Origin of the sequence: Finegoldia sp., assembly GCF_046991905.1 — a bacterium.
GTDB lineage: Bacteria > Bacillota > Clostridia > Tissierellales > Peptoniphilaceae > Finegoldia.
The window spans coordinates 1-15,126 of record NZ_JBKWZF010000033.1 but is presented as its reverse complement, the minus strand read 5'-3'; the positions used below and the strand labels follow the sequence as shown (position 1 = coordinate 15,126).

14 protein-coding genes and 1 pseudogene are annotated in these 15,126 nt (G+C 42.6%); 3 read left to right on the top strand and 12 right to left on the bottom strand.

The features are described from left to right. From ACLUJM_RS10205 to ACLUJM_RS10195, 3 genes and pseudogenes are all read left to right on the top strand, one after another. Positions 1-1,645: pseudogene (locus ACLUJM_RS10205) on the top strand (recombinase family protein); the annotation flags it as partial. Positions 1,646-1,929: 284 nt separating this feature from the next. Continuing rightward, positions 1,930-2,481 (top strand): hypothetical protein, encoded by a 552-nt coding sequence (locus ACLUJM_RS10200; protein ID WP_008817798.1) that lies wholly within the window; start codon positions 1,930-1,932, stop codon positions 2,479-2,481. Continuing rightward, entirely contained in the window at positions 2,474-3,664 is a 1,191-nt protein-coding gene (locus ACLUJM_RS10195; RefSeq protein ID WP_195301687.1) for a hypothetical protein, read from the top strand. Before ACLUJM_RS10200 ends, ACLUJM_RS10195 begins: the two co-directional genes overlap by 8 nt. 65 nt (positions 3,665-3,729) lie before the next feature. Here ACLUJM_RS10195 and ACLUJM_RS10190 read toward each other — a convergent pair whose 3' ends face one another. The 12 genes from ACLUJM_RS10190 to ACLUJM_RS10135 all read right to left on the bottom strand — a co-directional run. Further along, entirely contained in the window at positions 3,730-5,298 is a 1,569-nt protein-coding gene (locus tag ACLUJM_RS10190; protein WP_008817796.1) for a recombinase family protein, read from the bottom strand. After that, complete coding sequence (locus tag ACLUJM_RS10185; RefSeq protein ID WP_008817795.1) at positions 5,298-5,714, bottom strand: integrase; 417 nt, start codon at positions 5,712-5,714, stop codon at positions 5,298-5,300. The genes ACLUJM_RS10190 and ACLUJM_RS10185 overlap by 1 nt, the downstream gene beginning before the upstream one ends. Continuing rightward, positions 5,715-7,280 (bottom strand): recombinase family protein, encoded by a 1,566-nt coding sequence (locus tag ACLUJM_RS10180; RefSeq protein WP_008817794.1) that lies wholly within the window; start codon positions 7,278-7,280, stop codon positions 5,715-5,717. Between the two features lie 52 nt (positions 7,281-7,332). Continuing rightward, a complete protein-coding gene (locus ACLUJM_RS10175) occupies positions 7,333-7,554 on the bottom strand; it encodes an SHOCT domain-containing protein (protein ID WP_008817793.1) in 222 nt (73 codons plus the stop codon). A gap of 129 nt (positions 7,555-7,683) precedes the next feature. Continuing rightward, positions 7,684-8,637, bottom strand: coding sequence for an N-acetylmuramoyl-L-alanine amidase (locus ACLUJM_RS10170; protein ID WP_008817792.1), 954 nt, complete (start codon positions 8,635-8,637; stop codon positions 7,684-7,686). Between the two features lies 1 nt (position 8,638). Next, entirely contained in the window at positions 8,639-9,052 is a 414-nt protein-coding gene (locus tag ACLUJM_RS10165) for a holin family protein (protein WP_008817791.1), read from the bottom strand. Positions 9,053-9,122: 70 nt separating this feature from the next. Then, positions 9,123-9,728 carry a phage baseplate protein gene (locus ACLUJM_RS10160; protein WP_412412763.1) on the bottom strand — a complete coding sequence of 202 codons (606 nt, stop codon included), beginning with the start codon at positions 9,726-9,728 and terminating at the stop codon, positions 9,123-9,125. Positions 9,729-9,825: 97 nt separating this feature from the next. Further along, on the bottom strand, positions 9,826-11,016 hold the full coding sequence (locus tag ACLUJM_RS10155) for a DUF859 family phage minor structural protein (protein WP_412412762.1): 1,191 nt from the start codon (positions 11,014-11,016) through the stop codon (positions 9,826-9,828). A 14-nt stretch (positions 11,017-11,030) separates the two neighbouring features. Then, on the bottom strand, positions 11,031-11,579 hold the full coding sequence (locus tag ACLUJM_RS10150) for a hypothetical protein (protein ID WP_008817789.1): 549 nt from the start codon (positions 11,577-11,579) through the stop codon (positions 11,031-11,033). An 11-nt stretch (positions 11,580-11,590) separates the two neighbouring features. Then, positions 11,591-13,405 carry a hypothetical protein gene (locus ACLUJM_RS10145; protein WP_008817788.1) on the bottom strand — a complete coding sequence of 605 codons (1,815 nt, stop codon included), beginning with the start codon at positions 13,403-13,405 and terminating at the stop codon, positions 11,591-11,593. Positions 13,406-13,419: 14 nt separating this feature from the next. Then, complete coding sequence (locus tag ACLUJM_RS10140; protein ID WP_008817787.1) at positions 13,420-14,877, bottom strand: phage tail spike protein; 1,458 nt, start codon at positions 14,875-14,877, stop codon at positions 13,420-13,422. Next, a partial coding sequence (locus ACLUJM_RS10135) for a hypothetical protein (RefSeq protein ID WP_412412761.1) occupies positions 14,874-15,126 on the bottom strand: 253 nt, incomplete at its 5' end. The genes ACLUJM_RS10140 and ACLUJM_RS10135, both read right to left, overlap by 4 nt.

Below are 15,126 nucleotides of genomic sequence, written 5' to 3'. Positions count from 1 at the left end.
ATACACGAGTATCTACAGCAATGCAGATTGATGGGTATTCATTGGAAGCACAGAAAAATAGAATAAAAGCGTTTGCTGATTATAGTCAATTTAATATTGTTCATGAGTATGAAGATGCTGGAAAGTCAGGAAAGTCCATTGATGGAAGAATTGAATTTCAAACAATGCTGAATGACATTATTTCAGGGAAAGATAAAATATCTTATGTATTGGTTTATAAATTATCAAGATTTGGAAGAAATGCTGCGGATGTACTTTCTACGCTTCAGATTATGCAAGACTATGGTGTCAATTTAATCTGTGTTGAAGATGGTATAGATTCCTCAAAAGACGCTGGTAAATTGATGATTTCTGTATTATCTGCTGTTGCAGAAATAGAACGTGAGAATATCAGAATTCAAACAATGGAAGGGCGTATTCAGAAAGCTCGAGATGGAAAGTGGAACGGTGGATTTGCTCCGTATGGATATAAGATAGTCGATGGTGTTTTGGAAATCAACGAAGAAGAAGCGGAAGCGATTAGAATGATTTTTGATATGTATGCTAATACTGACATGGGAGCAAATGGCGTTGCTAAATACTTAGAAAATCATGGCATTAGAAAAATTGCTAGACAAAATGGAAAATATCCATTATTTTCTCCACATCTGATTAGACAAATTATAAATAATCCTGTATACAATGGAAAAATTGCTTATGGGAGAAGAAAAACGGAGAAAGTACATGGAACAAGAAATGAATATAAACAAGTTAAATCTGATGATTATCTTTTGGTAGATGGACTTCATGAAGCTCTTGTTGATGATGAGTTGTGGAATAAAACACAGCTTAAAATTGCTTCACAAGCTAAAAAATATGAAGTTGTTGATAGAGTTAAAAATCAGCAAAGACATTTATTGTCAGGACTAGTGAAATGTCCGATTTGTGGAACAGGGATGTATGGAAACAAATCAATTAAGCATAGGAAAGATGGCTCTAAATATAAAGATTTTTATTATTATGGATGTAAACATAGAAAGTTCATTAATGGAGAAAAATGTACATATAACACGCAGATAAATGAAGATGTTTAAATAGCGCTGTGATAGAAATATTATCTAAAGCAGTCAATAATCCAAAGTTGATATCGATTATGGAAGATAAGATTAATACCAAAATTGATACTTCAGAAATTGACTTAGAAATCAAAAATTATGAAAAACAGTTAAGACAGTTCCAACTAATAAAGAATAACTTAATTAGTGAAATTGATATGCTTGATCCGGAAAATAAACATTACATATCAATAAAAAATGATTTGAATGAACGCTTGTATTCTATGTACGATAAGATTGAAGGTGTTAGAGAATTACTGAATGATGCAAATGCAAGAAAGTTAACAATCGAAGAAGAAAAGTTAACTAGTGAAAACATTTATAGAATTCTAATGCAATTTGATAAGCTATATAGTAAAATGAGTAATGACGAACAGCGGAAATTTGTAGAACTCATAATTGAAGAGATACATATTTATGAAGAAAGACAAGCTAATGGTCAATGGATAAAAAGTATCCATTTTAAACTTCCAATAGTTGAGGATCTTCTAAATGTAGGTTTGGACAAAAATTCGCAAGTCGAGACGGTCTGTTTGCTGTCAAGAAAATAAAATCAAGTGCTGAAAAGTGGCGTATTTCCGGGCTTTTTGTAAGGTTAGCATCATCAGAGAAGCCTTGCGGAAAGCTCGGTTTTCTTGTATGGAAACATATCTACTTTTCGGTCAGATTGTAGAGAATTTGAGTAAACGGAGAATAGCGGTAGGGTTTAGGCTGTGGATTAGATGTCAGAGGTTGTGGCATTAGGATTGTTGTCAGAACCGACCGCAGTTCAAGCTACTCGATACTAAAGGGCAGACTTGGCAGTGGGATAGATGATATTAAAGGAGGAACGAAAGTGGGGAAAGCAATAAAATCTATTGAGACAAAATATAATGGTTTTCGATTCAGAAGCCGCTTGGAAGCTCGCTGGGCTATTTTCTTTGACATGGTTGGTTTGAAATATGAATACGAAGTTGAAGGATTTGAGATGAATGGTATTCGTTATCTCCCGGATTTCTATATTCCAAGCCTTGACAGATGGTTTGAAATTAAAGCTAAGCCCTTAAGCGAGCGTGAAATGAAAAAGTGTGAGGAATTTTGCTTTAATAAAGACCATGCGAATATCAAATTCTCAGTTTTGGTTGGCTCGCCGGAAGCAGTTAAAATAGATAAGTTTGCTGGTATTATGGAGTATGTTTGGGAATGGTCATCAGAGAAGTATCCTGAAAATGTTAGGTTTCTTGCACCAAAAGAATTATCAGAAAAGGAATACTATTCTCGCTTTATGCGTGGACTGTGGATTGTCCCTGATGTAACAGAAGAAGAACTTGCTAAAGCAGCAACAGCCGCACGTGAAGCAAGGTTTGAGTTTGGCGAAACACCTTCTATAAGAGGAAAGGATGAGTGAAATGGTAGATAGTACGTTAAAGAAGGAATTAATAGCGCACAACATTTATTCTGCTTGGCAGTTTATTGAATATACGGAAAAGAATATTGCTACAGTACAGTACTGTTCGGATACAATTAAGAATATAATCGACAAAATGACTACTAAAACAGTTCGTTGGCAACAGAATATATCATCTGATTTTGTTGATGAAGTTACTGAAGATGGGAAAAATGTGAAGCATTTATCTGTAACGACTGAAAATGCACCGACATATGAGGTAAGAGTTGCAGGTGAAAAGATAGACCCGTGGTTTTTATTTGATAAACTACTTCGCGATTTTTTTCAGTATACTATGAATACATTTGACTCTATGAGTCAGATAATAAACGCTGGAATTTTAGCAAATAAAGGTAAAAAGGTGGATTCTGTAGATATTCAAATAATGGTTAGGTGCTTTAACCAGCAGACCTACAGTGCCGCGTTTCCTAAGATGCAATCATGGCTTAATAAGATATCGCAGTCAACAGAATTTAAATATATTGAAGCTATCAATAATAGAACTAAGCACACTGGAGATATTGCAAATAAACTTTCAATGGGGATTCTGGGAAGTTCTAATAGGGCTGAAATCGGCCCGTTCTTCCGTAAGGATATACAACATGGGAAAAACGAATTATCTGACCAGTTACTCGCAACTCTTGATTTTTTAAATGATTCATGGGATGAATTTCAGAACGTGTTTAAAGAGGAATTTGTAAGGGACGTATACGTTCAAAACAGAAGACACGGAATATCTGGAGTACGTCAACAAAAGCTAAAAAATGAACCAGATAAAGATTTGTCATATGCATATATTGAAGTGAATGGAAGTTTTGATACAATGCCAGATGAATTATATATTCTTCTGGTTACTGAGCGTGAAGATGACATATACGCACATGAATGTCCGTTTAATACTATTTTAGTAACTGGTTCTAGCAATATTGATGTTCTGGGAAGATATAAAGCTGAGGATGTAATTGGCGACGACTGTCTATTGCATTACAGAAAATATCGAAAAGACACAGAAATTATAGGTGGCATCTGTATGTTTTATGAACAACAAGAAAAGACAGTATTTTATCATGCAAATCCGTATTTTAATGTTGAATCAATTTCAGATGATAATGAATTTTTAACGAGAACATCTATGCCCTTTTAACTTTGAATAACAAAGACAGCCCTCCCGGCCATCACGGTCAGGAGGGTTTCGTGCGTCTATGGGGCTTATGCATCCACATCAATGCTGACATCAGATTTCAATTCAACTGTGATGCGGTCATCCCAGATGGTGATCTGCTTGATCCAGCGTCGCACTAGTGATTCATCGAATTCTGTAAGATAGGTGGTCTGTTGCGAAATGTAATCCTGCAGGTCGTTAATTCTCTTTATCTGTTCATCTCTTGCGGCTGTATCAACGGTTGTTTTCTGGCGAAGTTCTCGGAGTTTGAAGATCTCATCCGCTATTTCGTCGTAGTCCTCTTTGCTGTTGGCTTTCTGGATCAACTCTTGTTGTAGAGCCATCAGTTTCTCGTCAATGCTGTCAATGGCTGTTGCCTGCGAAGCTCGAATGACTGCAGCAATGTTAAGCTGAAGCTGTGCTTGGTAATTGCTTTTGTCGCCAAGCAATTGATTTATTGCTTTGACGACAACATCCTGAAGAACCAGCTCATTGATGGTTCGAGCGTGGCATTCAAGCCCGGTGGATTCTAACCTGCTGATGCAGCGCCAGACAATTGACTTGACGCCTCGGTTGTTCCAGTGGAGCCTTCGGAACATTTCACCACATTCTCCGCAGATGACGATTTGGGAGAAGCAGTGGTTGCAGCTATAGCTTCGTTTCTTGCCGTTGGCACTGGTTTTTACTAATCGCCTGCGGACCAGTTCTTCCTGTACTTGCAGATAAATGTCTTTCGGAATAATGGCTTCGTGGTCACCTTCTACATAGTATTGCGGAACAAGACCGTTATTTTTAACTCTGGTCTTGTTTAGAAAGTCAGTGGTGTAGGTCTTTTGGAGCAGAGCATCACCGATGTATTTTTCGTTACGGAGAATTTTGTTGATGGTGCTTGTGTGCCACTTTTTCCCTCCGGCACCAGTAAGGATACCGTCACGCTCCAGGCCTGCAGCAATCTTGTCCATACTGAGACCTTCTAAATATTCTCGATAAATACGCTTTACAGTTTCGGCCTGTTCTGGATCAATGACTAAATTCCCATCTGCGTCCTTTGTATAGCCAAGGAAGCGATTGTGGTTGATTTGCACCTTGCCTTGCTGGTAGCGATATTGTAAGCCCATTTTGACATTCTGACTTAAGGACTGTGATTCCTGCTGGGCCAGAGAAGCCATGATGGTGATAAGAACTTCACCTTTGGCATCCATTGTGTTGATGGACTCCTTTTCAAACAGAACCGGTATGTTCATGTCCTTGAGCTGCCTTATGTATTTCAGGCAGTCTAGCGTGTTTCTGGCAAAGCGGCTGATGGATTTGGTAATAATCATATCAATGTTACCAGCTTTACAGTCATCAATCATACGATTGAATTCTTCTCGCTTTTTGGTGTTGGTGCCAGATATACCGTCATCAGCATAGATTCCGGCGAATTCCCAATCAGGATTTTTCTGTATGTATTCTGTGTAGTGCTCGACCTGAGCTTCATAACTTGTAGCCTGCTCATCGCTGTCTGTACTGACGCGGCAGTACGCTGCGACTCGGAGTTTTGGCTTTTCTTCTTCCTGCTTTCTGGCGTTACTTCCAACCTGTCGCCTTGCAGGAATTAACATTACATTTCCCATTATTTACTCTCGCTTTCTATGAGGCTGTACAGATATTCTGCCTGCTTGACGGGATTGTCATAAAGGGCAGTGACCTCACCCATATGAAAACGGGTAGGTATCTGTAGCTTCCTCATTTGTGTTTGCTTATTATTTCGTCCGAGTGCAGTGGCTCGGCGCTTGCGTTCCTCTTGTGCTTTTTGGTAGGTACCTTTGTCGATAATAGCAGGATAGAAACTGTCTCCAAGATAATGGGCGGTTTCCATCAATCGCTTAGCGGTGCCGTGATAAGTTTTAATTCCGGCAGCAGATGCAGCCTTTGATAAGGACATACCACTCAGATAATTTTTGTAAAGCTGTCTGAGCTTATCTGCAGCCGGTTGATCGATAACTGCGATACCGTTTTCTATCTTATAACCAAATGGTGTATGGCCCATCTAATCACCAATCCTTTCTGTGAATGTCAGACCGCATTTCATAACAAACCTGATTTCATTTCTACTCATGACTTCAATGTGGTCTGCGTAGTTTTCAAAAAGCTCCTCGCTGTAGGCTGTAAGCATATCGGTATGAGACACAAAGTGGAGCAGAAGCCTGGTTTCCGTAACCTTGGCTGCGTCACCGGTCATTCCGATGGTAATTGCTTCAATGTCAGAGCGATATGTCTCTGCCTGCAGGAGGAGTTCATTTGTTTCTTGATTATATAGAATCTGGTCGATATAGCCCTGTGCCATCAGTTTGGTTAATGCTTCACGTTGCTCACTGTTTTGAGCGATGAGTTGCTCCAAGTGCTGAATGCGATGAATGGCCTCGTCGCCAGATGAGTTTTCAAGTACTTTGAGATAAGGAGTAAGTATCAAACGATAGCCATAAATGAGCTTGTTTAGCATTGTAATGAATGCGGCTTTTATCTCATCATCCCTTACATATTTCATATGGCAAGATTCCTTATTCTTCAGGTGCGTGTTGCAGGCCCAGGCGACATACTTATATGTGATGCAAGAGTGTATCCTGCGCTTGAAGGTGTCTCCGCATTCTCCGCAGATTATTTTTCCTGAGAATGCATAACGTTGCTGATATTTATCGCTGCCTTTTTCAATACCTTTTTCTGCGGCTCGTTGATTAACCAGAGCATTCGCTACGTCGAAGTCTGAATGACTGATAATCGCTTCGTGGTGATCCAGAGCCATGTACTGGTCAACCTCACCATAATTTGTGTGCCGATTGAAGTTTTCATCCGTATATGTCTTTTGAAAAATGACATCACCGGTATATTTTTCATTGGCGAGAATGCCTCGAATAGTGCTGGAAGTCCAGTTGGTGTTTTTCTTGGATGGAACCTTTTCTGCGTTTAGTTCATCGGCAATAGCGTTTGTGCTTTTTCCTGAAAGAATATCCGCAAATATTCTTTTTACGACAGCAGCCTGATCTGGATTGATGATCATATTTTTACCATCCCAATCGTAGCCGTAAGGAGTGTAGCCGAGTTTGTAGGTTCCATTTTGAAAGCGGCGCTTCACCGACCATTTCGCATTTTCGGAAATGGATGCGGATTCACCTTCAGCCATACTGCTAAGAATGGCGAGGAAGAGTTCACTTTCCATTGAACCAGCGTTTATGTTTTCCTTTTCAAAATAAATAGGAATCTCCAGACTTTGAAGTTTTCTCACTAAAGCCAAGCAGTCCGTCGTGTTTCGAGAAAAACGGCTGATAGATTTGGTAATTACAAAGTCGATTCTCCTTGCTTCACAATCCGTAATCAGGCGGAGCAGTTCCGGACGTTTTTCGGCTTTGGTACCTGTGATACCTTCATCAAAGTAGAGACCGGCGAACTGCCAATCCTCACGAGAATTGATGTATTGTTCATAGTGGCTTTTCTGAGCCTCAAGACTTTCCAACTGAGCGTCACTACTTGTTGAAACACGACAGTAGGCGGCAACTCGGAGCCTGCTATTTATGGCGGTATTCTTTTGTACACCGTCGATTTTGGTTACCTTCTTCACGGTAGTTCACCTCCTCGTTAGTGTCACATATTAGCTCTGAATCCCTTATATATCAAGGAATTTTGGGCATAATCTCAACCCAAAACGGGGAGAATGTTTTACGGTTTATTTCAGTTAATTTGTTGAATTCCGACAAGGAAATAAGTCCAAGCGACAGCATCTTTTCTGAAACTTTTTGCGCATGTAAAAAGTCATAATCTTGTTGAATATCAGACTGTTGTATTGGCTTCGGAGAAGTAGAATCCGGCATTGAAGCTGTAATGTTTTCTTGCATATTTTGCCTCCAATCTGAGGAAGTTCCTCACTACTAAATGGAGGCGAGATGGCAGTTTGGCCGAAAAAAGATAAATAAAAAAGAGGGCCTGCAGGAGATAACTCCCACAGACCCTGTGATTGGTATGCCTTATATCTTTTTGGCAAAATCCAGAGAGATCCATCCGGCTCCGGATTTCAGTTTGCCCCAGAGGGTAGCACCTTCGCCTTTTGATTCCTGGACGATTGTAAAGATGCCTTTGCCGGTGAACTGACCTGTTTTACCATAGTTGGTACCCGGCCCCTTGCGGATATTCAAATTGGCAATGTCTATCTGAACCTTATAAGAAGTATTTGCAGCAGGTGTTTTGGTCGGCTTTGCGGCAGTTGGATAAACAATATTACCAGAGGCATCGAATACCTTATATCCAGCATTCTCATCTGCCTTTTTCTTAGCATTAGCTAGCATCTTGTAGGCACCAAGTTGACTCTTAGAATCAGACCAAGTTTTGCGGACACGATACATTTGTGAAGTAGAAGCAGTGCCGCCACCGGAAGTGGTTTTGGAAAGCTCAGAAGTAACCTTAGCGGCCAGATCACCGAGTCTGGAATATAGCCAGTTACCGGGACAGGACTTGTTCGCAAACCATCTGTGGACCGTCAGCACCATTTCATCAGACTTCGGCGCATAATTTAAAGTCTTATTTTTGTCGGCAAGCCACAAGAGTTTCATTTTTCCGTTACGTCTGCAAACGTCAACGCAGAGCTTGATCAGTGAGTTATAAACAGCACTATTCATTGCATACGGCTCAGACATATCGCTGGCGCACTCGATGGTGACAGCACGCTGGTCATTAGCGTTGGAAGAAGAACACCAACTGCGGTTCTTTTCCTCCACGCAAAGAGAGATACGACCGTCCTTGCCAATGCCGTAATTGCAGCTTGCCTGTCTGGACGGACTGGTAAAGCATCCGCAGATGCTCTCAGCTGACAACTGACCCACCACGCAGTGCGGGGTGATGCGGTCGATACTATGAGTACGCTGTCCGGAGTGATTCGGACTAAGTTTGGTATAAGATATCAGGTTACTGTTTGTGTATGCCATGTTAGTTGTCCTCCTTTGTGCTTCGATCATGAAGCTGTTCTAATACGGTTTTGATTTTCTCTGGGACTGGAAGTCCGAGGTGGGCAGCATTTTCAAGTAAGCTGACGCCTTCGTTGGAAATGTAGAAAAAGATGACTGCAGTACGAAGCACACTGCCAGATCCGATGACATGAATGTCGAGGATATTGGCAATGCCAACGAGCAAGAAAATCAATACCTTTCTACAGATACCTTTGAAGCCAACTTCACTGGAAAGTATGTGATTGGCAATTGCACACATAACGCCGGTGATGTAGTCGATAACAACAAAGGCAATAAGAGCGTAGAGTAATCCATCACAGCCTCCGAGAAAATAACCCAGCCAGCCACCAATGCCAGCAAAGATAAGTTGAATTGTGTTCCAGAATTCTTTCATTGATAAGTACCTCCATTTCTGAAATTAGATATAAGAAAAGCAGCTACCATCTGATAGCTGCGGATAAAAATTAAGCAGTCCTTTTCCACATGTAACATGTGATGTAGGGCTGCAGATTGTTGTGCGCGCTGCCAGAACCAGATGCGGCAGTAGCGCCAGAGATTGTATGTGAATGTGAGCCAGCACTTGTTGTGGTCTTGTTGCTGACTGCTGTATAACCGGATGTGGCATCAATTAAAACTCGATTGCCACCACTGGTTCCCCATGAGGTTTTCTGGTTCTTCAGATCATGAGTATGTCCACCGGCACTGGCTGTTGCCAGCGTTCCTTTTGCATGAGTATGCGAAGGCATTTGTGCTGCGGTCAATGTAACGGTAGAAGCACCACCGGTCTTTTCGACTGTAGCAAAGTTGGTATCATTTGCGTTGACACCAACCGGAACTCGACCTGTTCCCCAAGCAACCCAAGTGCCTCCAAAATAGGTGGATGGATTTGTGTTCTTGACGCTCATGTAAATGCTTCCTACTGGATAGATAGCACCGATTGCCTGTTTGACATATTCACTCAATAGCTTGCCGTAGACCTTTACATCCCATTTTTCAGATACTTCAAAGCAGTTATCTGTTTCTGATACCTTACCAACAGCCACGCCTTTACCGCCACTCTTGAAATCCATGACAACCGATGCTGTAGATACGATGTCCGTGATGCTGATAGTCGTGAAAGCATCTGTTAATTCGTATTTGACTTCATAGGATGTTTCGGTGGAAATCTTACCGCTGCCAAAGGTAAATGCTGTACCGGAGTTGAAGCTGGCAGAAGCGTTGGTCCGTGCGTTTGTCCCGGCTACGCGGTAGTAAGTGGCGCGAGTAACTGTATTCTGGAGTACAGGATGCAAAACTATAGGATACCGTTGCCTTGATATAGGTGCCATCATCTGATATGGTCCCACTGCTGTTGCATCGCTGTGAGTTGTAAGAGCTAAAGGAAGGTACACTGTAGGCGATAACAGTAATTGACACGGTAGCTGCAGCAGAGGTTCTTCCTCTGGAATCCGTCACTGTGGCAGTAAAAGTAATCGTACCAGAGCTGTTCAAAAATCCAGTAGCGAGAGTAGAAGAGGTGCCAGAGTATCCACCACCGCTGATGCTGTAGGATTTTATGGTAGAGCCATAGCTTCCGGCAGCACCATTGATTGTAAGCGTAGCCTTTGACTTTGACTGTACATAGATGCCCCAGGTGCTTGGAACGCTACCATCAACACGACTCGCTGTCAGGCCGGAAATAGTAGGCTTGACTGAAGCAGGAACTGTTAGAGTCAGCGTGCAGGTTTTCGTACCAATCTTGGTGGAGCCATTGTAGGTGTCGCAGGTAATTGTACAGGTTCCACTTGTGGTACTCGGTATCTGGTTTGCCAATGCGAGAGCAGGTGTCCACGATACAGATGTGGAAGTAGTCTTTGTTGTGATGGTTCCAGTAGCACTACCAAAGGAATAGGTCAGCGTATGGGTGAATGAGGAAGATGCCCTTGAAATAGAAATTGCTGTGGCACTTCCCATATTCACTGATGTTGCCGATACCGATGATGCTCTTGGAATTGTGTTTAGAGTATGGGTTCCACTTGCGGATACGTTGACTGCATAGCTATAGACACCGGCCTCACAGCTTAATTTGAAAGATTTTGTACCATCAGCGCTATGGCTGATCTTTAAGGAGCCGGAGGCCACAATGGTTCCGTTATAGAGTTGAATACGATTATCGGTTGAGGTGGAGTAGACGGTTGTACCGTTAATAACAGCCTTAAAACCACCAGACATGACCCAGCCACTTCCTGAGCCTGAGCCTTTCAGCGTCCATGCAATGGTAGATGTATTGTTGGCAATATCCTGGCTGGATAGCGTCCATGATAAGGTGACAGAACGGCCTTCTTTTGTGCCAGTTGTAATACTTCCGCTGGAAGCCATAATGAATCACTCCTTTATGATGCCGGGCCTCTCCACTTGATAGAGAGGTTACCGTTGTTTCTTGGAATAAAGTCAAACCATCCTCTGGTCTCATTACCAAGGGATAGCTTGTTGCGAATCTCTGCATTGGTGATAACCAAGCTGTTGTTGGAGATATAGGCAATTTTCTGACCGTTTTCTTTGAAGGCCAGTTCATTGTTGGAAAGCTCAGCGGTGAAGGCATTTCCTACTTTGCCAAGCTCAATAAGAGCTCCTTTGAAGCGAATATATTCTTCAAGGAGCTCCTGGTTAGTTGCGATATTGTCCTTCAGCTCATCTGTGACAGCAGAAAAATCCATGCGGATCTCACTACTGTTTTGCGTAATCGTAGATTGAAAATCTTGCTGGATCGTGGCCATTTCAGAGCGTGAGATGTATTCTTCACGGACAGAGAGTCGGATCTGTTCTGAGGATTTTGAAATCTCCGAATAGCACTCACGCACATTTTCCTGAAGAGAAGCAATATCCTCCTCATATCCGGCAACATTCTGAAAAGAGGCCTGACAGGAAGTGATAAGTGCCATAGGCTCACCTCCTAATTGGAAACATCACACTGCAGTGTAAGTAAGCTATCGATATCGGCAGCAGACAGATAAATGACCTTTCCAGTTTTGCTAAAGGTGACTGCATTGCCGTCTTTGTCCTGAGCATACCAGTTATAAGTCAGTGACTGTTTTTCGGTGGCATCTATCCAAGCACTACCGGAATATTTCTGAAGAGTGACCGTTTTAGCTGAGTGACTGATTTTATACCAAAATGCACCGGCTGCAGGATTGGAAGGCGCTGTTTCACTGATTGGACCGAGAAGCGCATCTACTTCCTGCTGGTTGGTACGGACGATAACATATGGGCAGACACCGCCCTGATTATTCTTTACTGTGAAACCGCCAATAGAAAGAAGTTCAGATACGTACGGATCTGATTTATCTTCGACAGTGATAACATCTACATAAGATTTACCATTGTAGGTCATCGTGCATCGATAAGACTGAATATTTACGATGTCGATTCCGGATACCGTCAGAGTAGAAGAGATTGCGCCGGAAATATTCGTCCATTTTCCAGCAGTATATTTTGCCCACTGATAGGTGGCATTTGTGATGGCAGTCGTACCAGAATAAGCAGAGGTAGCAAGGGATAAGCTGCCGGACTGATTCATTACAATTGTGCCGTTTGGAGCATAAACAGAGAATACAACAGCGCTGGTGCCATTACTTCCTCTGGTGGACTTAGCCCATGTAAATTTCTTCACAACAGTTTTACCGGAAATGGTAAAGGTCAAATCGACCGTTCCATTAACCACGCTTTCTCCGCCAAGGGTAGCAGATGCAGCAACTGTAAGGACGACGGAACCAGCAGCAGAGGCAGTTGCCGCAGTGTTAGTTTTTAGTGTCATACCAGAAGGCAACGTTCCAACTGAACAGGTACAGGCTGTCTGTGTGATGCCAACATAGCCGGTGAAAGGAATTGTGATATCCAGCGCGGCAGTTGCTGCACCGGTAGCAGAACAAGCAATTGTTTGTGCTTCATTCCCCAGAATAATCGAAAGACCACCTGTTCCGGCTGCACCCGGAGAGCCTGGAGAACCCTTGCTACCGTCATACATCTTTGTAATTGAAATGGTGTCATAGACATCTGTATCATCTGTAAGTAGCTTGATTTGAGCGACGTTATTGATGAATACAGCATGTGCAGGTTTTACTACGAGAGTTCCACCGGTGATGCTGGTATTGTCAGAAGTGGTCGGATAATCGGCCCATGCACCAGAACTGTTTTTGTACTGCCACTTGGAAATGGAAACACCCTGTACCTGCGCGCTCAGTGTTGCCTGTGATGCTCCGACCAATGCAGAGGAAGTGTTGTATTTGAATACATAGGTGTCAGCAGTCACATAAGCGAGTTTTGCATTCTCGGCATTTCGTACCAGGGTGTAAGTGATATCCGAGGTGATATTGACTGTGTTCTTGGTCTCAGAATCGTAGTAGCTGATATAACAAATGTAAGTAATCATACCAGTGGACGAGGAAGCCAGCACATTACTGTTGACTTTCAGAATTCCTCCGGTAACTTTTTCGTTGGAGTTTAGAGCTGTTTCAGCGCCGCTACCGTCTTTGCGTTTCCAAGTTATGGTCAGACCGGAGGCGTTCAGAGCTACGTTCGTCTGATCAAGGAATACGACTGGTGTCAGTGTCAGATTGGTGCTGGCCCAGCTTGGTGCATAGGTGTGAGGAAGCACATTCGGGTCCTCGCTCTGCGTCTTAGGCAGATTGGATGTAATATAAGCCGACAGCTTTCGCTGGTCTGTAATATCCACGAACGTCTGCTGGCTGGAAGTTAAGATTGTAGGCATTTACTGGCCCTCCTTTATATAGATACTTCACAGTAGAAGGATGCGTTGTCTTGCACATCCTCTGTGGTTACGATGATTGATTTTATTCCGATATGATTCGAATCCCATATGGCATCGGCTTCGTCATTTCCAGACTTTCTATGCCAGACGAAAGCTGTATCCGGAAGCGATGCCGTAATGTCTTTATCCCATGAATAGACCTTGCAGAAGAGCCGACTGTTCTGGCCCTTGTCCTTAAAAATACTGACACCATCAACAATGAGTTCTGTGCGATACATTTTGGAGGATGCAATGCCGTCGACCTTGCCAGAGATACCTTCAATGGTGGCAGTTTGTCCGAGTAGCTCATCCTCGATAGCAGAGAGGTTTTCATTCTGTTTTGCTGATATGGAAGTCAGCTTGATACCACTGGCTCCAATGGTTATGGTGTTCCCAGACGGATTTAAGTAATCTACGGTCTTGCTCATGCAGGCGTAGCGTCCATCAATGCCATGAGGCGGAGACAAGCAGTTCACAAACTGTCTGGCATGAATACTTCCGATATCAGCACCGGTATCTGATTCATCCACGATGGTCAGTTCCATGCTGGTGATACCGGCAATAAGCTCTGCAAGACGGGCCTTTGCTTTACGGAGAAGGTTGCCCGGAAGCGTGACATCCTCCCAGACTTCTGTGGCCCAGATCCAGCCGATTTCTTTTACAGCAGTTTCATCAAATATATAATTTAGCCCATCGTTTACGGAAGTGATATCAACACGTTCATTGGATTCGATTTCATTTCCTTCTTTATCAGTTGTCTTTTTCTTTGCTCCAAGTGGGATAAGAGCTGTAATGCGTTCAGTATGATCACGGGTAATCTTGACATCTGTGAGGTTCTTTCCATATTCCACAGATTGCACAGAACGAGTATTGAACTCTGCAAGGTAGTCCAAAAATTTTTCGGATTCTGTATAGCGGACCATCAAATAACCACCATGTGTATTGATCAGTTTACTTTTGATAGCATCCAAAGTGCAGGAATATTCGGAGTTGCTATAGCTGATATAGTCGTTGTTATCTGTAACTGTAATATTCCCCAGCTTGAAACGCTTCTTTTCTTCGACTGCCTTATTGTGGATAGAGAGAAAATATTCCAACAGACCTTTGAGTGTTCCTTTATAGGAGAAAGGCGGCTGCTGGCTATCCTTGAGATATGCCAGAGCCGATTCGCAGGTCCAAGTGTGGGTATTATAAAAATCACTACCGTCGTTTAAGGCACGACCTTCAAAGACTGTTGCATCGCCTTTTTTGCAAACAATAGTGGAAGCCATCGGACGGATGGAATCCAAATACGGATGATTAAATGGAGCGGACAGTGTCAGGCTGTCGATGTTTTCGGCATCTTCGGTCATCTTTGCTTCTGTAATAGCAAGCTGGGATAACTGTGGATGATAGAATAGCTGACCGTCTACGAAAATACGAAAGATACTCATAGGCGGCCCTCCCTAAATCGAAAGATCGTTGTGCCGTTCCCTTGAATTGTGACTGTATTTCTACCAGCTTGTAATTCAAACTCCGGAAGAGTCCAAGTGCCTGCGCTAAGTGACTTTCTGAAAGAATCACCGCCGATTGTCCAGCTGAGAGCTGTTTCTGCTGAGGTTGTAATAACAGGAACAACAGGCATAAAGTCATTTTCGATAATAAGCGTACCGGAGCCAGTAAGATTAACGATTGTCTCTTCA